The 19,579-nt window shown below is 32.2% G+C and carries 19 protein-coding genes, 1 tRNA gene and 1 riboswitch; of the genes, 14 read left to right on the top strand and 6 right to left on the bottom strand.

The annotated features are described in order from the left end of the window. Window positions 1-385 precede the first annotated feature (385 nt). Window positions 386-480, top strand: a riboswitch (TPP riboswitch). A gap of 61 nt (window positions 481-541) precedes the next feature. The 11 genes from C6368_RS11105 (at window position 542) to rfaD (ending at window position 10,799) form a co-directional block, all read left to right on the top strand. Continuing rightward, window positions 542-1,267: a class I SAM-dependent methyltransferase gene (locus C6368_RS11105; protein ID WP_107039269.1), complete on the top strand. Its 726-nt coding sequence runs from the start codon at window positions 542-544 to the stop codon at window positions 1,265-1,267. A 2-nt stretch (window positions 1,268-1,269) separates the two neighbouring features. Continuing rightward, the gene (locus C6368_RS11100) at window positions 1,270-2,334 is read left to right on the top strand and encodes an AIR synthase-related protein (protein ID WP_107039268.1); all 1,065 of its coding nucleotides are present in this window, start codon (window positions 1,270-1,272) and stop codon (window positions 2,332-2,334) included. Then, on the top strand, window positions 2,321-2,977 hold the full coding sequence (locus C6368_RS11095; RefSeq protein WP_107039267.1) for a thiamine phosphate synthase: 657 nt from the start codon (window positions 2,321-2,323) through the stop codon (window positions 2,975-2,977). The genes C6368_RS11100 and C6368_RS11095 overlap by 14 nt, the downstream gene beginning before the upstream one ends. Next, the gene (locus C6368_RS11090; protein WP_107039266.1) at window positions 2,974-3,240 is read left to right on the top strand and encodes a Trm112 family protein; all 267 of its coding nucleotides are present in this window, start codon (window positions 2,974-2,976) and stop codon (window positions 3,238-3,240) included. The genes C6368_RS11095 and C6368_RS11090 overlap by 4 nt, the downstream gene beginning before the upstream one ends. A 267-nt stretch (window positions 3,241-3,507) precedes the next feature. Next, window positions 3,508-4,563, top strand: a complete 1,056-nt coding sequence (locus C6368_RS11085) for a Fe(3+) ABC transporter substrate-binding protein (protein WP_107039265.1) — start codon at window positions 3,508-3,510, stop codon at window positions 4,561-4,563. Beyond that, window positions 4,544-6,208 carry an ABC transporter permease gene (locus tag C6368_RS11080; RefSeq protein ID WP_107039264.1) on the top strand — a complete coding sequence of 555 codons (1,665 nt, stop codon included), beginning with the start codon at window positions 4,544-4,546 and terminating at the stop codon, window positions 6,206-6,208. Before C6368_RS11085 ends, C6368_RS11080 begins: the two co-directional genes overlap by 20 nt. Before the next feature lie 2 nt (window positions 6,209-6,210). Then, window positions 6,211-7,209, top strand: a complete 999-nt coding sequence (locus C6368_RS11075) for an ABC transporter ATP-binding protein (protein WP_107039263.1) — start codon at window positions 6,211-6,213, stop codon at window positions 7,207-7,209. A 190-nt stretch (window positions 7,210-7,399) separates the two neighbouring features. Next, a tRNA-Leu gene (locus C6368_RS11070) sits at window positions 7,400-7,481 on the top strand. Window positions 7,482-7,573: 92 nt separating this feature from the next. Then, entirely contained in the window at window positions 7,574-8,935 is a 1,362-nt protein-coding gene (gene tig / locus C6368_RS11065; RefSeq protein WP_107039262.1) for a trigger factor, read from the top strand. A gap of 266 nt (window positions 8,936-9,201) precedes the next feature. Beyond that, complete coding sequence (locus C6368_RS11060; protein WP_107039261.1) at window positions 9,202-9,648, top strand: hypothetical protein; 447 nt, start codon at window positions 9,202-9,204, stop codon at window positions 9,646-9,648. A gap of 185 nt (window positions 9,649-9,833) precedes the next feature. Beyond that, complete coding sequence (rfaD, locus tag C6368_RS11055) at window positions 9,834-10,799, top strand: ADP-glyceromanno-heptose 6-epimerase (protein WP_107039260.1); 966 nt, start codon at window positions 9,834-9,836, stop codon at window positions 10,797-10,799. Window positions 10,800-10,957: 158 nt separating this feature from the next. On the opposite strand, the gene C6368_RS11050 is transcribed toward rfaD, so the two are convergent. Genes C6368_RS11050 through C6368_RS11040 form a run of 3 tightly spaced genes read right to left on the bottom strand, consistent with a single transcriptional unit; the run spans window position 10,958 to window position 15,573 of the window. Further along, complete coding sequence (locus C6368_RS11050; RefSeq protein WP_107039259.1) at window positions 10,958-12,379, bottom strand: O-antigen ligase family protein; 1,422 nt, start codon at window positions 12,377-12,379, stop codon at window positions 10,958-10,960. Window positions 12,380-12,409: 30 nt separating this feature from the next. After that, a complete protein-coding gene (locus tag C6368_RS11045; RefSeq protein WP_107039258.1) occupies window positions 12,410-13,399 on the bottom strand; it encodes a Wzz/FepE/Etk N-terminal domain-containing protein in 990 nt (329 codons plus the stop codon). A gap of 44 nt (window positions 13,400-13,443) precedes the next feature. Then, the gene (locus tag C6368_RS11040; RefSeq protein WP_159038564.1) at window positions 13,444-15,573 is read right to left on the bottom strand and encodes a S46 family peptidase; all 2,130 of its coding nucleotides are present in this window, start codon (window positions 15,571-15,573) and stop codon (window positions 13,444-13,446) included. A gap of 102 nt (window positions 15,574-15,675) precedes the next feature. Between C6368_RS11040 and C6368_RS11035 the strand changes: the two genes are divergently transcribed. Then, window positions 15,676-16,362, top strand: coding sequence for a hypothetical protein (locus tag C6368_RS11035; RefSeq protein WP_159038563.1), 687 nt, complete (start codon window positions 15,676-15,678; stop codon window positions 16,360-16,362). On the opposite strand, the gene coaE is transcribed toward C6368_RS11035, so the two are convergent. From coaE to C6368_RS11020, 3 genes are read right to left on the bottom strand one after another with little or no spacing between them, the layout of a single operon-like run. Continuing rightward, window positions 16,355-16,939, bottom strand: a complete 585-nt coding sequence (coaE, locus tag C6368_RS11030) for a dephospho-CoA kinase (RefSeq protein ID WP_159038562.1) — start codon at window positions 16,937-16,939, stop codon at window positions 16,355-16,357. The genes C6368_RS11035 and coaE overlap by 8 nt on opposite strands. A 5-nt stretch (window positions 16,940-16,944) precedes the next feature. Next, window positions 16,945-17,328: a DUF1987 domain-containing protein gene (locus C6368_RS11025; protein WP_107039282.1), complete on the bottom strand. Its 384-nt coding sequence runs from the start codon at window positions 17,326-17,328 to the stop codon at window positions 16,945-16,947. A 5-nt stretch (window positions 17,329-17,333) separates the two neighbouring features. Next, window positions 17,334-17,897, bottom strand: a complete 564-nt coding sequence (locus tag C6368_RS11020; RefSeq protein WP_107039254.1) for a SiaB family protein kinase — start codon at window positions 17,895-17,897, stop codon at window positions 17,334-17,336. 163 nt (window positions 17,898-18,060) lie between these two features. Between C6368_RS11020 and C6368_RS11015 the strand changes: the two genes are divergently transcribed. Beyond that, the gene (locus tag C6368_RS11015) at window positions 18,061-18,801 is read left to right on the top strand and encodes a class I SAM-dependent methyltransferase (protein WP_107039253.1); all 741 of its coding nucleotides are present in this window, start codon (window positions 18,061-18,063) and stop codon (window positions 18,799-18,801) included. Next, a complete protein-coding gene (locus C6368_RS11010; protein ID WP_107039252.1) occupies window positions 18,798-19,577 on the top strand; it encodes a ZIP family metal transporter in 780 nt (259 codons plus the stop codon). Before C6368_RS11015 ends, C6368_RS11010 begins: the two co-directional genes overlap by 4 nt. Window positions 19,578-19,579: the final 2 nt, after the last annotated feature.

Genomic DNA, 19,579 nt, shown 5'->3' with positions numbered 1-19,579 from the left:
TGTGTGAGGTTTTTTTGTTTTATATCTTTTTATTTAGTTTGATAACTTTTGAATAAACATCTAGGTTGAAACGAAGTGTTATTCCCACCCCGGCGAAGACCGATAGCTTTATGCGGCTATTTTATAGTTTGATTATACGATTGAGCGAGCGACCTTGTGAAGCTAACTCAAGGTAGAAATCAAACATAAAAGAGAAAGTAAACTAAAGGACGTAGACGGAATAGGTGGCCATAAAAACACTTTCAACTTCTTTGTTTTTGTTACATTCTTTATGCTCTACACTAATCGTTTTTAGAATACTATTGACTTTAAGTTTCTTGCTTGCTATTTCTACTTATTTTGCTCAATTACTTTCTTATCTCATTTTAAAATTCCTATATTTGAATCATAATATAAGGGGTGCTTAATGAATTTTAGGCTGAGATTATACCCAATCTGATCTGGTTAGTACCAGCGTAGAGAGTATATGACTTTTCAAGTTAATTGAAGGTGTCCCTTTATATTGTTATGTATAAAGTTTTGACATTTAAAACAATTAACAATGATTCCAGAAAATATTAATGAATCCAAATTTGATCTTTTATCGAACGATTTAAGTGTTTGGCAAGGACGTGAAGAATGGTTCTTCAACCGTGAACATACTGATACCTATGAACAATGGTATGAAGGTAGGTACAAACGAGCTGAAATTTGGCAAAAAAAAATACTTGGTCGTTTTATTCAAAAAGATACGAGAGTTAAGACTTTACTTGAATTCGGATGTGGTACAACTAGATTTACGCGTTGGTGGCACGAAATAGGAATTGAGGCAAGTGGTGGTGATATTTCTCCTTTTATGCTTGGTCAGGGCGTGCATTTGTTTAAAGGAGATTTAGTTCTTGCAGATTCGCATTATATGCCATTCAAGGATAATACTTTTGACTCCCTTGCATTTGTAACAACCTTTGAATATTACAAAGACCCTGTTCAAGTCATTCGTGAAGCTGCTCGCGTAGGAAAACATGGTATTGTCTTCGGAATGATGAATAAGAATTCTCCTAAATTTTATAGAAGAAGAATTCAAGAGGTATTTGGAGCAAATCCTTTTTATTTAACAGCTAATTTTTATTCTCCAAAATCTTTAATTAAAGTTATCGAAAAAGCATTAGAAGGACGCTCCTATGAGATAGAATGGCAAACTACGGGATTGCCAAAATGGTTTCCTGTTCAAGAATGGAGTCAACCCTATGGTGACTTTTTTGGTTTGTATGTGAAACTAATGGATTAATCATGTCAACACAAAATGATTTAAGTGGTAAAATAAATGCTTCTGCCTTTAAAGAAGTATTGTTACCCAAAACTGGTTTTCAACGTAACGAAGTGATTGTAGGACCTCAATTTGGAGTAGACAATGCTGTTATAGATTTAGGGAACAATTTAGGCTTGGTTACTTCAAGTGATCCAACTTCATTAATACCTAATTTGGGTCCTAAGGTTTCGGCATGGATGTCTGTCCATTTGTTAGCCAACGATATGGCTACTTCTGGTTTTTCTCCGCAATATGCCCAATTTGTTCTGAATCTTCCAACTACGATTTCAATGCCTTTCTTCCAAGAGTATTGGACCTATATTGATCAATTTTGCAAAGATATTGGCGTTGCAATTACAGGAGGACACACAGGAAGTATAGAAAATCAAAACTCTGTGATTTCAGGAGGAGGAACAATGTTCTTGACAGCACCTTTAGATCAAATATTATCGAGCAAAAATGCCCAGCCAGGAGATGTGATTATTGTAACCAAAGAAGCTGCTTTGAATTCGTCTGCAATTTTAGCAATGAGTTTTCCGGAAACAATAAAGGAAAAACTGGGTATTTCGGTTTATGAAAAGGCAATTTCTAATTTTTACCAAACATCATCTCTTAAAGATGCTTTATTAGCAAAAGATATTTTGATTCCAAATGAAGAAATATCGGCAATGCATGATGTTACTGAAGGAGGAGTGTTAGGAGCAATTTATGAAATGTCACAAGCTTCTAATTGTGGTTTTGAAATTTTTGATCAACATATTCCAAGAGGAAATGCACAAACTGAAATCATGGATCTTTTTGATATAGACCAACGTTTTTGTATTGGAGCTGGTTCTATGCTGATGTCGGTTAAAAGAAATAAGGTAGATGAACTAATTGACTACCTTGGTAAAAATGAAATTAAAGCAACAGCAGTAGGTGAATTTAAAACTTTAGATTTTGGCCACATAATACACGAACAGGGAGTTAGAAAAGAATTTCATTTTAATGGTGTCGATCCATATTGGGGCGCTTATTTTAAAGCTATGAAAGATGGACTCAAGTAAAAAACATCACAATTTAAAAGGTCTTTATTTAGTTTTGGACCCTTCTTTAGAGATCAATCAATTAATTCAAAAACTTGAGAGTGCATTAGCGGGTGGTGTAAATATTGTCCAAATCTGGAACAATTGGCCTTCCTCGAGTTCAATTGATGATAAAATTGAAATTATTAATCAAATTGTAAAAACTGCGAATGTTTATCAACTTCCTGTTTTAATTAATGAAGAATACACACTTTTAAGTAAAACTGATTTAGCAGGAGTTCACTTTGATCAAATCCCGGATGATTTTGAAAGATTAACTTCATCAATTTTAGAGAATAAAATAATTGGAATTACTTGTGGAAACGATATTGAAAGAATCCATTGGGCGAATGATAATAAAATAGATTACATATCATTTTGTTCTATTTTCCCTTCTAAATCTGCAGGTGAATGCGAAATTGTAAGTCGAGAAACTTTAGCTTTGGCTAAAACGATAGCCCAAATTCCATTTTTTGTGTCTGGAGGAGTTACTACTGAAAATCTAAAAGATTTATCTAAATATGGCATGGCTGGAGCAGCTGTAATTTCTGGTGTTTTAAATGCCGAATCACCAAAACAAAAAAGTCAAGAATATAATCAAGCATTAAATAAAATTATTAAATGAAAACATCATTATTAGAAAAATTATGTTGTCCACAGGACAAATCAGACTTACATTTAGAAGTGTTTAACCAGGAAGGAGATGATATTAGAGAGGGAATGTTTACCTGTCCTAACTGTAACCGTTATTATCCCATCGTTTACGGTGTACCTATTATGACTCCAGACGAATATCGTCAGAAGGCTTTGGAAGAGCCATTATTAAAGAAATGGGGATTACAATTAAATGATAAAGAAAAAAGATTTATGTTAGTTGAAAAAGCTTAACGTAAATAATTATTGTAATAAGAATAAGATGCCAGATTACTTAATAAGTAACCTGGCATTTTCTTAGGGATGTATATATTAATTTGCTTTGGCTGTCATTACATGTACTTATCGTTAATTGTTATAAACCCGTATTTATTTTTCGATTTAAAGTTAAACTTTTTTGAAAGGAAATTGTTTGCCTAGAAATTAACTTTTACTTAGCCTCTCTATTATTCATATTCATTCTAAATTGCTATATTTGTGTTTCCTTAAAATATACAAAAGATGAAGAAAATATTAATTGCATTTGCTGCTATTTCATTATTCACAGCTTGTGGAAATGATCAAGAAGCAAAAGAAAATACAACCGAAAAAGAAGTTGAAATGGAACAAGTGGTGAATGTTTATACACATCGTCATTATGAACCAGATCAGTTAATCTTCGAAATGTTTGAAGAAAAAACGGGGATAAAAGTTAAGGTAATCAATGCAAGTGCGGATGAGTTGATTCAAAAAATGAAAATGGAGGGCAAACAATCTCCTGCGGATGTCTTAATTACTGTTGATGCTGGAAGATTAGGTAGAGCTAAAGAGCAGGGATTATTGCAAAGTATCAATTCTGAATTGTTAGAAAAATCTATTCCTTCACATTTACAAGATATAGATAATCAATGGTTTGGTTTAACGAAAAGAGCGAGAGTAATTGCATATTCTTTAGATAGAGTAGATCCAAAGGAGCTAACTACTTATGAAGACTTAGTTTCTAAAAACTGGGAAGGTAGAATTTTGGTTAGATCTTCTTCAAATATTTATAATCAATCCTTATTGGCTTCTCTTATTGCTAATGACGGTGAAGGTATCGCTAAGAAATGGTCTGAAGGAATAGTTGCAAATATGGCACGTTCACCAAAAGGTTCTGATAGAGATCAAGTTAAAGCTGTGGTTGCAGGAGAAGGAGACTTGGCAATTGTGAATTCTTATTACATTGGGAAAATGCTTAACTCACCTGATTTGGAAGAAGTAGAAACGGCTAAGAAAATTGGTTTGTTTTTCCCAAATCAAGAAGGTAGAGGAACGCACATCAACGTGAGTGGAGCGGGGGTTGCTAAATACGCACCTAATAGAGAAAATGCGATACGTTTTATTGAATTTTTAGCAGGTGAAGAAGCGCAACAAATATTTACTGATTCAAATTATGAATATCCTGTTTTAGAAAGTATTCAAGCTACGGACATAATTAAGTCTTGGGGGGATTTTAAGGAAGATACTTTAGGATTGAATAAATTAGGTGAAAATAATAAAAAAGCAGTTTTAATTTTCGATGAAACAGGTTGGAAATAATATTGAAACATTTTCTTTAAAATCGAAATTTAAAAGATTCAAAAGAGATAATAATCGATGGTCAGTTTTTACACTGGCCATTGTTCTTTTCTTGGCACTTCCAATTATTTTTATTGGTGTTGAGTTGTTTGCTGGACCTGGAGAAACATGGGGGCATATATTAGAATTTCTATTGCCTGACTATGTTTGGAACTCCCTTTACCTTATTATTTTTTGTAGTGGTTTGGTTTTGACTTTAGGGGTTTCTTCTGCCTGGTTTGTATCTCGATTTGATTTTCCAATGCGTAAACAATTGGAATGGCTTCTTATTTTACCCTTGGCTATTCCATCTTATATTGTCGGATATGCTTATGCAGGAATATTCGATTATGGGGGAAGTCTCAATTTAATTTTAAGACAATTGAATTTAGATTTTATTCGAATTGAAATTATGAACAGGGCTGGTTTAGCCTTTGTTTTGAGTATTTCTTTATTTCCATATGTTTATGTAAGCGCTAGAGCGTTCTTTTTAAATCAGGCAAATAACCTTCTTGAAGCATCCAAAATGTTAGGTGTAAGTGAACGTAAAACTTTTTTTAAATTAATGTTGCCATTAGCGCGTCCGGCAATTGTTGCAGGATTGGTTTTGGTAATTATGGAAGTTCTCAATGATTATGGAGCAGCTCAGTATTATGGTGTAAATACTTTTACCACCGGAATTTTTAGGTCTTGGTTTTCATTGGAAGAACCTGAAACTGCAGTGTATTTGTCGGCTATATTAATTGTGATAATATTTTCGCTTATTCTTTTTGAGAAATGGCAAATTCGAAAAGTAAAGTTTACTTCTTCAAAAACAAATAATACGCAAATTCAAAGAATAAAACCCCAAAAATCATTGAGGTTCACTATATTTTTTCTTGTTTTAATTCCAGTAATACTTGGTTTCGTTTTGCCTGTATCTCAATTAATCTACTGGTCATATTTAACTGCATCGACAGTTTTTGATTTAGAATTTCTAATCATTTCTCTAAAAAGTTTTGGAATAGCAATTACTTCAGCATTTATTACTGTATTCTTTGCTTTACTTTTGATTTACTTTTCTAAATGGAGTGCATTAAAATTTATAAAAAATGTAGCAAGGATTGGTGTTTTAGGTTATGCTATTCCAGGCGCTGTAATTGCAATTGGAATTATGATTCCTACTTTAGCACTTGATAAATGGCTGATTGAATTTTTAGCTAAGTTCGGAATTGAAACAGGTTTTATTATTAATGGGACTTTGATCGCGTTATTCTATGCTTATGCTGTCCGATTCTTGGCTGTAGCCTATAACCCAATAGAATCAACAGCATTGAAAGTAGATAATTCCATTCCAGATTCATCAAAAGTTTTAGGAGTTGGGAATTTGAAAACTTTCATTAGAATTGAATTCCCGCTGATCAAGACAGGTGTGTTTAGCGCTGTTATTTTAGTTTTTATTGATGTTATGAAGGAACTTCCTTTAACTCTAATTTTAAAGCCATATCACATCGATACTTTAGCTGTGAAAGCTTTTGAATATGCTAGTGATGAAATGGTTATGGAAGCTGCAATTCCTTCCCTCTTTATTATATTTACAGCAATGATTCCAGTAATATTTTTAAATAAATTATTGATTAAAAAATAAGGATGCTAAAAATTAATTCTCTTTCTAAAAGTTTTAATAAGGGCAAAAGTTATGCCTTGAAAAATGTTTCTTTCGATTTGAAAGCAGGTGATGTTTGTGCAATTGTAGGTGAAAGTGGAAGTGGTAAAACAACTCTTGTTCGATTAATCGCTGGTCTTGAAAGACCGGATGATGGGAGTATTTTACTAGACGGAAATGTTGTAGCTTCAATGCAAAAGTTTATTCAACCCAACAAACGAAAAATTGGACTGGTTTTTCAAGAATATGCATTGTTTCCTCATTTAACAATTATTGAAAATGTTTTATACGGTATTTCTAAACTGAAAAATAAAAAACTTAGAGCAGTTGAGATGTTGGAATTAGTTGGGTTGTCCGAAATGGAAAGTCGTTACCCGCATCAACTTTCTGGTGGACAACAACAACGAGTTGCATTGGCAAGGGCTTTAGCTCCAAATCCTTCTTTGTTGATCTTGGATGAACCTTTCAGTAATCTTGATTCGATGCTGAGAATGCAGTTGCGAAATGAGGTGTTCGAAATTATTAAAAAGACAGGAGTTACAGTTTTATTTGTAACCCACGATACTCAAGATGCATTATCTGTTGCTGATGAAATCTTAATACTTCAGAATGGCAAAGTTGTTCAAAAGGATGCTGCAGCCAATTTATATGTAAAACCAAATACATTATATGTTGCATCTTTATTTGGAAATACTATCCAAATAAATAAGAATTTGCAAGCAGCTTTTCGATGTCCCCTAAATGAAGATTGTTGCCATGCTATTCGAAATGAAAAAATAATGGTGAACCCTTCCAACTTAGATTCAGATTGTGAATATACTACGAATGCTAAAGTGATTAAGAAAATTGTGCTTGGAGATACAATTCAATTACTTTTAAAATTAGATTCTGGAGAACAGTTATCCGTAACCACGCAAGACAATAATATAGAAGGTGAAATAACCATAGGATTTAATTCTAAGGATATTTTAGAATTTAAATAAGGTAGTTTTTTATAATTTTTGTTTGATTACAGCTGTTTAACCTCTTATTTTATTGGAGGTGAAAAAAAACTTTTAAAATAATTTTACATTTTCCACTCCTGATAAATAAAATTTATGTAAATTTGCACTCGCTTTTGATTGTGAAAGTTGACAAAGTATCAAATGTCGTTTTGATATGATTTTTTAGAATGCGGATATGGTGAAATTGGTAGACATGCTAGACTTAGGATCTAGTGCCGCGAGGCGTGTGGGTTCGAGTCCCTCTATCCGCACAAAATTAAAAGTGGTATGAGTTTTAAACTTATACCATTTTTTGTTTTACCCTTTTTGGTTTTAGTATTAAATAAAATTTATTTCAATCAATATGAATATTACAAAGGAAAACGTTGATGAACTCAACGCATTATTGAAGGTTACAGTAGAAAAAAGTGATTATCAAACTAAGGTTGATAAGGTTTTAACTGACTATAAAAAGAAAGCAACTACACCTGGCTTTAGAAAGGGAATGGTGCCTATGGGTATCATTAAAAAACAATACGGTAGAACTGTTCTTGGAGATGAGTTAAACAAAATCGTTAGCGAGGGTTTATATAAATATGTTGCTGAACAGGAATTTGAAATTCTTGGAAACCCTTTACCTAAAAATGATATTGAAGTAAAAGGTGATTTTGATAACCCAGATTCATTTGAATTTACTTATGAAATTGGTATTTCACCGAATGTGGATGTGAAAATTTCAGGGAAAAATAAATACGAGTATACAAAGGTTAAGGTTGATAAAAAATTAATCGACAAACAATTAGAGGACCTTACACGTCGTTATGGAAAACTTGTTTCAGGCAAAACAGTTGGAGAGAAAGACATGGTTTTAGGTCAACTTGTTGAGCTTAATGAGAATGGTGAAATTCTTGAGGGTGGGATTATGAATAGTTCTACAATCTCAATGGAATTTGTTGAAGACGAAAAATTGAAGAAAGAAATGATTGGGTTGAAAGCCGGTGACGTTGTTACTGTAAATCCAACGAGTGTTTCTAGAGGTGGTAAAGATACTGCTTCAATGTTAGGAATTGAAGAAAGTGAATTAGGAAATATCTCTGATAAATTTCAATTGACGATTAACGAGGTTAAAGTAATGGAGCCAGCTGAATTAAATCAAGAGTTATTTGATAAATTATTCGGAGAAGGAGAAGTGACTTCAGCAGAACAAATGAGAGAAAAGGTGAAAGCTGATTTGGTTCAAATGTTTGAAAAAGATAGCGAGAAAATCTTAACACGTAGAATCTCTAATGACCTTATTGAGAAATCAAATATTCAACTTCCAGAAGGTTTTTTGAAGAGATGGATTTTAGCATCTCAAAAAGAACCAACTACAATGGATCAAGTTGATGCTGATTTCGGAAATTATTCTCGTAGTCTAAAATGGCAATTAATTCAAAATAGTATCTTCAAGAATAACAACATGAAAGTTGAGCAAGAGGAGGCTGTAAATTATACAAAGAGTTTACTTGTAAATCAATATGCTCAGTATGGAATGCCTGCTCCAGAAGATGCAGAATTAACACAATCAGCTCAACAAGTGCTACAGAATCAAAAAGAGGCGCAACAAATTTATGACATGTTAGCTGAAGAAAAAATGACTAAATTCTTTAAAGAAACTGTAAAGTTAAATGAGAAGGAAGTTGATTATGACGAATACGTAAAGATTGCTCAAGATTCTAACGCCTAAATTTGGTTTAGAAAATTAGATTTTGCCAGAGGAATAATTTAAAATCATCTTTCCTCTAAATCTTTAGAAAATAAAATATGTTTAAAAGAAAAGCCTCATGTGAAAACATGAGGCTTTTCTTTTATTGAGGAGTTACAACTAAGAAGCCATTATGATTAATAGCTTTCTGTCTCTTTCTAACTATTTATATAGATAAAGTGCAATCCTATTGAGGTTACATCTTTTTCCTTTAACTTAGCAACTTAATTTTTCAAATAAACAAACATATGTTATTTCAAATTCTCAAAAAATCACCATTATTAATTTGTGCTGGTGCAATGTTAATCTTCACATCTTGTAATGGAGAAGAACCTGTTGATTCAAATAATAGAACTGAATCTTTAGACGAATCACAGAGAAGCACTCCAGTTCTGAATAATACAGGAAACCAAGATGCGAATTCAAACAATGCTATACAAAATCAATCAATAGACGTTAATTCAAATAATGGAGCAGTTAAGTTAAATCCTCCTCATGGAGAGCCAGGTCATGATTGTGCAATTGCAGTTGGACAGCCTCTGAATTCTAATGGAAATACTCCAGCAATTAAATCTCCAACAATTAATGCTCCTGTGAGTAATCAACCGAATATGAATGGTAATGTAAAGTTGAATCCTGCTCATGGAGAACCAGGACACGATTGTGCAATAGCAGTTGGTGCTCCATTGAATTAAGCTTCATAATAATAAAGAATATTAATTTATAGCCAAAATTCTAAAAGAAGGATATAAATTTTTAAGTCTAATTAGACATAAAATTTGATTTTATAAACCTCATGTAATTGCATGAGGTTTTTTTATGGTTATTTTTGTTTCAAAAGATACCATTTTGTATCTTTAACTTTCTAAATTTATTGAATATGATAGTTGTAACAGGTGCTGCAGGATTTGTAGGTAGCGGTTTAGTAAGCAAGCTAAACGATATAGGGATAAAACGTATTATTATTGTGGATGATTTTTCGAATGATGAGAAAGAACACAATTTAGTGGGTAAAAAATATATTAAAAGAATTGATAGAGAGGAATTCATGCCGTGGTTAAAGGAGCATGGTGATGAAGTAAAGTTTATTTTCCATATTGGTGCAAGAACGGATACCACAGAATTTGATAAAGAAATATTTGATAGATTAAACCTGAACTATTCTAAAGATTTATGGAGACATGCTACTCAATATGGAATTCCTATGGTTTATGCTAGTTCAGCTGCGACGTATGGTTTAGGTGAAAGTGGTTATGATGACGACCATAGGTTAGTGGATGACTTAAAGCCACTAAATGCGTATGGTGACTCTAAAAATGATTTCGATAAATGGGTTTTAACGCAAAGTATTAAGCCTCCATTTTGGGCTGGTTTAAAGTTCTTTAATGTTTATGGACCTAATGAATATCATAAGGCAAGAATGGCCTCTGTAGTTTTACATGCATATCGTCAGATTTCAAAAACAGGGGAATTAAAGTTATTTAGATCTCATAATGAGAAGTATGAAGATGGTGAACAAAAAAGAGATTTTATTTACGTAAAAGATGTTTTGAATATTTGCATTTTCTTAATGGAAAAACGTCCTAAGAGTGGATTGTACAATGTTGGGTCAGGAAAAGCTCGTACATTTAAAACTTTGGCAGTAGACACTTTTCATGCAATGAATAGGGATGTGGAAATTTCATATATTGATACTCCTGCAGATATTAGAGATAAATATCAATATTTCACAGAAGCTAAAATTAATAAACTTATTGCGGCAGGGTACACTGAGGGTTTTCATACTCTAGAACAAGGAATTAATGATTACGTTAAGAACTATCTAATGGAAGGAAAGTACCTTTAATATAAAGACCTTTTAGAATATTCCTAGTCCCGTTAAATGTCAAACAAACATATTTAACGGGACTTTTTTATTCCTTATATTTTTGTAAATTTAATTATGCCATTTTATGAGCATTCATTTTTTACATTAAAAAAAGAAATAGAAAATGAATTTTTTATTTAGAGTCGAGATTCTCTTTTTTGTAATTTTACAGCTTGAGCTATAAAAATTGCAGCCGCACCATAAACAGGAATTGATGCTTTATCTGTGTCTAAATAATTGTTGAGTAAACCATGAAAAAAGTACGTAGACATAGCTAAAACAATGCAGAGAATTAAAATATACAATTGTTTATCTTCTGGATTATATTTTTTAAGATTAATCAAAAACATAATACCAGTGTAAAATAAAACCGTAACAAAGAGTAGAACAGATAACATACCTATTGCGCCTGTTTCTGCTAAAGCTCCTAAATATTCCGAGTGAGCATTTCCTTGATTTCCAAAATTGGTTGAAATGATTGTTAATTTTTCAGGGTCTTGATATGGAGCATATTCCAAAGCATAAGTTGCAGGACCAAAGCCAACCAAAGGTCGTTCTTTGAACATATTCCATGCGGAACTCCATCTATTTAAACGTTCTAAATTTGAAGCATCAGAGGTTATGTTAGCTGCTGATCTTATACGTTCATCAAAGTTTGTCGTTGTATGCTCGTGTTTGTTCTTGGCCAAAACCATTTCGATTTGGTGCCATGAAAGTAACACAATTGAAAGTACCAAAACACCCGCTCCAAGCAAATATTTAAACTTGATTTTATATTTTATAAATAGCCAAATTCCAAAGGCAAAAATAATACTTACCCAGGCACCCCTTGTATAACTAAAATATAAACCTAGTGCTGTGATAGTAAATACGATACCTAGTAAAACTTGAGCTTGAATAGAGTGTTTTTTGTATGTGATCAATCCAATAATAAAAACTATACTCATAGCTACACTTGAGCCATAAATTGTATGGTCTTTAAAGAATGGTGACATTACCCAATGTCCTTCTTTTTCTCCAAAATCATAACCCCAATGGCGAAATAAAGTATAAATGATAACAATTGTCATTCCGATGGAATAGGCCCACAAGAATTTTATGATATTACTTTTCTTTCCGAAAATATTAAAACCAATCATTAAAATCGGAACTATATACCAAAGCTTCATTAATAAAAATTTGAAAGAAACTATGGGTTGAGCACTTGTTATCGATGTGAAAAAGACCCATAACAAATAAAATCCTAATGATAGGGTGATTGGATGTCGCCAGAATTCTTTATTCATAACAGGCGCTTTCAATTCTTTGAAAATCATCAAAAGCATTAAACCAAATAATATAGGTTCCGTTGGCAGATACAAACCGATTCTTCCATCGGTAAAACTTTCTAAATTTACTGAAAGTGGAGTTAGAAAAACAGTAAGAAGAAATGCTGAGGTTGTATGAAAAATAGCAATAAAAGCAATTACTAGAACAAGAGGTAGAGCATTTAAAAAATAATTATCATTAAAAATCAAGTATGCATTCACGCCCATAAATAGGAGTACAATACTTACCATGAAACTATTTTTTTTAATAACTTCCAAAATCTAAATCGAATGCTTAACAGTTCTTAATCTATCTTTTATTAGTAAGGCAATAAACATCAAAATAATTGAAGCAAGTGAGAAAACAAGAACAATTATCATTCTTTTAGGTTCTGCTTTTTTATCTGAAGGTACCGCCGATTCAACAACGAATTTATGGTTGAAATTTTCAACAGCATCTGATTCCGCTTGTTCGTAAGAAACTTCTTGCTCTGTCATTTTTTCAATTCTGAATTCACGTAAATCAGAAAGTGCATCATAACGTGCACCATATTTAAGGTTTACTTCTATCTGATTTTTGAAAAACTCTTTATCTTCAGCTGTTTTCGATTCGTTCAATGCTGCAAATAAACTCGATCTAGATAGTGCATCAATTACTCCCAATTGAGAAAGGCTGTCCATTTCATTGTTTAAACGCTCTTGTGATTCCTTTAATTGGTTCAATTTTCTTTTGTTAATTTCAAAAGCTGGAACTGTACGCTCTTTAATCAAATCATTTTTTACCGTATCAATAAGTTGTACAATTTTGTTGGCAATATTTGCAGCAAGTTCTGGTGATTCATCTAATACGGAAATATTAATTGAGCCAAAACGTGTTCTTTCAAAACGAATATGACTTTGATATTCTTGACCTAATTTGTAGTAAAAATTTTTATCTTCTGGATCGATGTCATAAACTTTTGCTAAATCGAATTCCTGTACTACACGGTTTCTTAAAGGAGACGATTGTAATATTTGAATCAATTGTTCTGCATTTTCTTCCTCTCCAAAATCCATTGAACTTGCTTTCGCATTACTCATAGGGTTAAAAGATACAGTACTTGTTGCTGTTGGGAAGACAATTGCATTTGATTCATATAGTACAGGCAGCATTAATGAAATAATTATTGAAATTATTCCTGCAATTATTCCTGTAAAAATTAAAACCTTTCTGTTTTTATAAGTAAACACCAATAATTCAATGGTGTTTTGATCAGACTTCTTTTTTTCCATCCTTAATTTATTTCTACTAACTTTTTTCTATGATATATATTGTATTATCTAACAATTGTCATTTCTTCAACTAAATGTGGAGCTTCCCCATAAATGTCAATCATCCATAGAACATAACGAATATCAACTGAAATATTTCTACAACGTGAAGCATCAAACATATAATCACTCATCGTACTTTCCCAGCTTCTATCGAAATTAACTCCAATTAAATGACCTTCACCGTTTATGACTGGAGACCCTGAATTACCACCAGTTGTGTGGTTAGAACCTGTGAAGCATACCCATAATTCACCATCCTGAGCATACTCACCATAGTTTTTGGCTTTGTGAAGTTCAACCATTCTTGGTAATAAGTCAAAATCTTCATGACCTGTATTGTATTTTTCAATTACGCCATCTAAAGTCGTGTGTGGAGTATACATCATTCCATCACTTGGTTTTGAACCTTCTAGTTTACCATAGGTAACACGTAGAGTGCTGTTTGCATTAGCCCAATGTTTTGCTTCTGGATACATTTCATATTTACCTTTTACATAAGGTTTCATTAATTGATTTCTCGTACCATAGTAAGCGCGTAAATCATTTAGTAAATAATCATTGAATACATTATCTAATTCTACAAATAATTTGTATCCAGGATCTTTGCTTACTTTCTTCTTTGCGTATTTATTGAAATTATTTAGAACTTTTAAATAAGCTTCTTGATTTACCAAAAACGATTCTTCATAAATCTCTGTATTTAGTTCAGATAAATCGTTGTTTAGAAGTGAAGCCGGTAGAAATTTTGAATCTACAACTTTTGTATAATATTCACTTTGTAATAGGAAAATATCCTTGTCAATATTTATGTCATATTGATCATAAAATCCAGATAGAGATGATTTTTCTTCTTCTATAGCTTTAGTTAATTTTTCAGTTTCTCCTTCGTTATACAATGTCATTAAATCATTTAATGCTCTTGCTCTTTTAAACATTTCAGGTCCAACAAAAACAAATTCAACATACATATTATAAGTGAAATCACTCATGTTGTATTTTGTAGAAAGCGCTCTTAAGTCAGAAACGACCTCTCCAAACTCAGTATTCCATTCTTCTTTGGTAGAAGCTTCAGAAGTGTAGCTATCTTCATAGTCTACTTTCTTTTTTATTGCATTTCCTCTTTTTAATCCGTCTATCTGACCAATCCATTTTTTCCATGCATTTGCAATTCTAGCTTGCTTTGAAGCATACATAATTTCTGTAGCTTCTGATTTTTTCATTGCAGCATTGATTACAGATAATGAAAGGTCTCTCATTTTAATTTGAGAAGGACGCATTTTATTAATGATGAAATCTAACTCAGTACTAATTGTATGTTGATTCGTTGTTCCAGGAAATCCGAAAACCATTGTAAATTCATCTACCTCTCTTGATTTTAAAGAGATTGGTAAATGGTGAATTGGAGTGTAAGGCTTATTGTTCTCATTGTAATCTGCAGGTTGATTATCTTGATCTGCGTAAATTCTAAATACGGAGAAATCTCCAGTGTGTCTAGGCCAAACCCAGTTATCGGTATCTCCACCAAACTTTCCAACAGTTTTTGGAGGTGTTCCAACTAATCGAATATCTCTAAAAGTTTCCTTAACTAATAAAAAATAACTATTTCCAAAATCGAAAGGCTTAATTTCTGCTTCAAAAAGAGTCCCATCAATTGCATTTGCTTTAAGAAGTGCAATATTGGTCATCATTTTTTGTCCTTTCTCAGAATCGCTTAACTCTTCTGTTCCTTCAAGAACTTGAGCAGTTACATCTTCAATTCTTACCATTCTTGTGGCCGTTAGTCCAGGATTTTTGAGTTCTTCAGGTAGATTTTTAGCCCAAAAACCATATTTAGCCAAATTGTTCTCTACCGTAGTGTGAGAATATATTTGAGAAAAACCACAATGGTGATTCGTCAATAATAGTCCTTTATCTGAAATAATCTCAGAGGTACATCCACCTCCAAAATGCATGATCGCATCTTTTATACTTGCATTATTTGCATCGTAGATATCTTCAGCACTGATTTTCATTCCCATTGCTTTCATATCGGATTCAAAAGCACCAAGTAAAGTTGGGATAAGCATGCCTTCTTCTGCACGAGAAAAGACATTTAAAATCATAAATAATAGTAAGAAACTAACTTTTTTCATCATCTTCAATTTTTATAAGCCGTAAAGATAAGAAGTGTACAGAATTTTAGTATTCTTATTTGAATAAAGATTTAATTTTTACAACTTTGAGGCGTGGAAGTATTGAATTTTATTTTTAGAATAGGTGTGATTTTAGCTGTTTACAATTTTTTGTGGTGGTTAATTATGCTGGGAATTAATATTTTGAGAGGTGGGAGGCCAAAACAGTTGTTTGATATTTATTTTATTAAAACAATTCGTTATGTTTTTCTCGCGGATGTAATTTTTCTTTTCTGCATAAAGCAAGCAGGTGGTTTGATTTTGTTAAATGATTTGCTTTTAGGGGGCTTGATTCTTTTAATTTATTTTTTAGGTAAGATTCAATCAAAACAGCAACGGCAATCCTTATTTTCAGTAAGTGGAAGAGCAAACCTTCCTGGTATGAGCGACATACTTAATAAGATAAAACCTGCATTTGATATTCGATTTGAAATAGGTGTTGTGGTTCTTGCTTTACTAGTCTTTATAGGGTTTTATTTTTCACCACAAATAGCTTCTAACACCATTTCTAATTGGTTTTTAAGTAGTATTCTTAATATTGAAGACACTCCAGTTTTTGGTTTTATGTTTAAAATCGTTGGTTTCTTTTTTATGTTATCTGTCCTTTTAAAAATTACAAATGCAATCATGGCAATATTATTAGGGAAGCCAAAGCAAGAGTTTGGGGATGATGAGCCAACTAATCGATTCGAAAATAATAACAACAATGATGATGATGATCATTTTGATGATTACACTGAAGTTAAATAGCCTTATTAAATAAACTTGTCATTTCCATTACTTGAGGTGTAACTAAGGTCGAGTTGTCGTTTAAAATAACAAATGATGCCATTTCTATTTTAATGTCGTCTTTCCATTGATTCTTCATTCTTTGCTTAACTTCTGTTTCAGTTGAATTGTCCCTAGAAACGACGCGTTCTATTCTTACCTTTTCTGGTGCAGTGACAAGAACAGTAAAGTCAAATGATTTGTATGCTCCGGTTTCAAAAAGTATAGCAGCTTCATTAAAAACTAAACTTGAACTTTGAATTTCAGCCCAATCAACAAAGGCTTTTCTAACTGCTGGATGAACAATTTTATTTAATTCTGATTTTAAATCTAAGTTATTGAAAATTTTTTTGGCTAAAAAAGGTTTGTTGAGTTCCTTGCCATTATATGCCTCATCTCCAAAAATAGACTTGATTTTTTGAACAACTTCAGGATTTTTTACCATTAACAATTTAGCTTCATCGTCCGAATTGAATACTGGGTACCCCATTGTTTTTAAAACCTCAGAAATTATCGACTTTCCAGAGCCTATACCACCTGCTATTCCTATTTTTTTCACCTCAATTAAATTTCTTCGACTTCTATCATTATAAAAGGTAGTGGAATAAGGGCTTGATAATCTTCTCCTGCTTCTTGCATATCCCCGTCATCTTTTTCGAAATACCACTTTACTTTAACTTCTGTTGCAGTACCATTGATGGATTCTAGTATTTTGAAAATATCCAATAAACATTTTGAAGAAGAAGTATTAAAGTACTCTAATTTAACCTCAAAAACGGTTGTTTTTTGAGGGTTCTCACCATATTTTTCAATCCAGTTGTTTAATGGCTTATAAAACTCAACGGAGTTTTCAGGAATAGATCTCCCTTTTAATTCAATTACTCCATTTTCGCAATTAAAATTAACACTTGGTGTTTTGGGTGTACCGCCTAAGTTGATATTCTCCATATTATTTAATTGATTTTCACGTTTAAACAAAAGAAACTAAAATTTTCATCAATTGGTAAAAAACTATATTCTAATTTATTCCCTGATTTTCTGGCGATGTCAATTAATCCAAGTCCTGCCGTTCCTTTTTGTGACATCTCGCCTTTAAATAATATACTTTTATATAGCTCTCTCAACTGTAGCCTGTTTAAATTATTAATATTCTCTATTTTTTCTTCTAATTGTTTTACCTTGGTTAAACTTACAAAATTTCCAGTTTTTACTTCATAATAGTCATCAGGATTTGATATGATTAAGATTGAAGTTTTTGGTAAATATATATCTGAGAAACTTTGCTCTCTAAATGACCCAATCCCATCGTTATGATGATATAAATTTTGTAAACACTCGACCAAAACATTGTAAACCTTTTTTCTAGTTCTTGTTGATTTTTCGAGTATTCCAAGTTTAGATTCCATAATTTGAAGTACTGAATTCAATAAATCAGCAGTAACCTCTCCTTTAAACGAAACCATTGCATGGTCGCGCTCCATGGTTTGATAAAGTTCGTATATGCTGTTTAAAGACATGTTCTTCAAATTATTTCAATGTAACTTATACAAATATATGATTTTGTATAACATAGACAATACCTGAAAATATTTTCTTGATTAACTCTATTTTAATGCAACATTATTGCAGTAGTGAGTTTAATTGAATATCTTTGTCTACTTTTTCACCAATATATTATAAATGAACGAGCAAAAAGGGGAGTGGTTTGAGACTTGGTTTGATACCTCTTACTACCATATTTTATATCAAAATAGAGATTTTTCGGAAGCGGAAAGATTTATTAATAATCTTTTGAATTATTTGAACTTACCTACAGAAGTTAGCTGCCTGGATTTAGCTTGTGGAAAAGGAAGACATTCTGTTTTTTTGAATAAAAAGGGTTTAAAAGTTACTGGAGTAGATTTGTCTGAGAATAGTATTCAAGAAGCAAAACCATTTGAGAATGATACGCTTTCATTTGATACGCATGATATGAGGAAAGTATATCAGAAAGATACTTTTGATGTTGTGTTTAATCTGTTTACAAGCTTTGGTTATTTCGATAATTATGATGATAACCTAAAGGTCCTTCTTTCCATTCATGAAATGCTTGTGGAGGAGGGAATTGTTGTTATTGATTTTATGAATGCTGATTTTGTTTTAGACCATTTGGTAGAAAAAGAAGTGAAATCTTTAGATGGAATTGATTTTAGGATTACTAGGTCATATGATGGTAATCACATCTTTAAAAGTATCGATTTTTCAGATAATGGGAAGGATTGTCATTTTCAAGAAAGAGTTCAAGCCATAAAAAAAGAAGAATTTGAAGATTTATTAAAAAAAGCCGGATTTGACATAATTGATGTTTTTGGCGATTTTTCTTTATCCCCGTTCAACCGAAGTGAGTCTGACCGATTAATAATTATTGCCAAGAAAAAATGAGTCTAATTTGGGGAACGATCTTTTTGGTAGCCTCAGTGCTATTGGGGGGAGGTTTAGTTGTGTTTTTACAGAACCTAAACAAAGGGAAAATTATAAAAGTGTTACTTTCGTTAAGTGGCGGATTTCTTTTAGCAATTGCATTTATTCATTTCATTCCTGAAATTTATGCTCATGGTTCTAGTGGTATAGGTTACTATATTTTATTGGGATTCCTTATTCAATTATTTCTTGAGTATTTTTCTGGAGGAATAGAGCATGGGCATATTCATGCAAAAGATACGAAAGGTACTGTTCCTTGGTCTTTATTTATAGCACTTAGTTTTCATTCTTTTTTCGAGGGTATGCCTCTTGAAGCACAGTTTGTGAGAGAGGCAGGTGGACAAATTGTCGATCATATTGAACATATTGGTCATAATCACCACTATGACCATTCAAAGGGAGAAGGTGTTCAAGGTTTGCTTTTAGGTATTATTTTGCATAAAATTCCAGTTGCAATTGCTTTGATGACTTTGTTACTAGCTTCTGGTTTTAAAATGGCAAAAGCATGGCTGGTGTTAGTTGTTTTTGCTTTGATGGCTCCTTTAGGGATGTTGGTTGGGCATTATGGAGCTGAGAATGCCCTTTTGAATTTAGAAATAATTTTAGCAATTGTAGTAGGGATGTTCTTACATATCTCTACAACCATTATTTTTGAATCTTCTGAAAACCACAAATTCAACTTTATTAAGCTTGTTAGTCTTTTAGTTGGAGTAGGGCTAGCTATTTTAGCTATTTAACT

This window comes from Brumimicrobium mesophilum (assembly GCF_003025005.1).
Taxonomy (GTDB): domain Bacteria; phylum Bacteroidota; class Bacteroidia; order Flavobacteriales_D; family Crocinitomicaceae; genus Brumimicrobium; species Brumimicrobium mesophilum.
The sequence above is the reverse complement of the archived record's forward strand: the minus strand, read 5'-3'. Positions and strand labels throughout refer to the sequence as shown.

Bases quoted from the DNA above. Each gene is read 5' to 3' on its own strand.
- C6368_RS11105 (WP_107039269.1), top strand. From the start codon at position 542: ATGATTCCAGAAAATATTAATGAATCCAAATTTGATCTTTTATCGAAC.
- C6368_RS11100 (WP_107039268.1), top strand. From the start codon at position 1,270: ATGTCAACACAAAATGATTTAAGTGGTAAAATAAATGCTTCTGCCTTT.
- C6368_RS11095 (WP_107039267.1), top strand. From the start codon at position 2,321: ATGGACTCAAGTAAAAAACATCACAATTTAAAAGGTCTTTATTTAGTT.
- C6368_RS11090 (WP_107039266.1), top strand. From the start codon at position 2,974: ATGAAAACATCATTATTAGAAAAATTATGTTGTCCACAGGACAAATCA.
- C6368_RS11085 (WP_107039265.1), top strand. From the start codon at position 3,508: ATGAAGAAAATATTAATTGCATTTGCTGCTATTTCATTATTCACAGCT.
- C6368_RS11080 (WP_107039264.1), top strand. From the start codon at position 4,544: ATGAAACAGGTTGGAAATAATATTGAAACATTTTCTTTAAAATCGAAA.
- C6368_RS11075 (WP_107039263.1), top strand. From the start codon at position 6,211: ATGCTAAAAATTAATTCTCTTTCTAAAAGTTTTAATAAGGGCAAAAGT.
- tig (WP_107039262.1), top strand. From the start codon at position 7,574: ATGAATATTACAAAGGAAAACGTTGATGAACTCAACGCATTATTGAAG.
- C6368_RS11060 (WP_107039261.1), top strand. From the start codon at position 9,202: ATGTTATTTCAAATTCTCAAAAAATCACCATTATTAATTTGTGCTGGT.
- rfaD (WP_107039260.1), top strand. From the start codon at position 9,834: ATGATAGTTGTAACAGGTGCTGCAGGATTTGTAGGTAGCGGTTTAGTA.
- C6368_RS11050 (WP_107039259.1), bottom strand. From the start codon at position 12,379: ATGGTAAGTATTGTACTCCTATTTATGGGCGTGAATGCATACTTGATT.
- C6368_RS11045 (WP_107039258.1), bottom strand. From the start codon at position 13,399: ATGGAAAAAAAGAAGTCTGATCAAAACACCATTGAATTATTGGTGTTT.
- C6368_RS11040 (WP_159038564.1), bottom strand. From the start codon at position 15,573: ATGAAAAAAGTTAGTTTCTTACTATTATTTATGATTTTAAATGTCTTT.
- C6368_RS11025 (WP_107039282.1), bottom strand. From the start codon at position 17,328: ATGGAGAATATCAACTTAGGCGGTACACCCAAAACACCAAGTGTTAAT.
- C6368_RS11020 (WP_107039254.1), bottom strand. From the start codon at position 17,897: ATGTCTTTAAACAGCATATACGAACTTTATCAAACCATGGAGCGCGAC.
- C6368_RS11015 (WP_107039253.1), top strand. From the start codon at position 18,061: ATGAACGAGCAAAAAGGGGAGTGGTTTGAGACTTGGTTTGATACCTCT.
- C6368_RS11010 (WP_107039252.1), top strand. From the start codon at position 18,798: ATGAGTCTAATTTGGGGAACGATCTTTTTGGTAGCCTCAGTGCTATTG.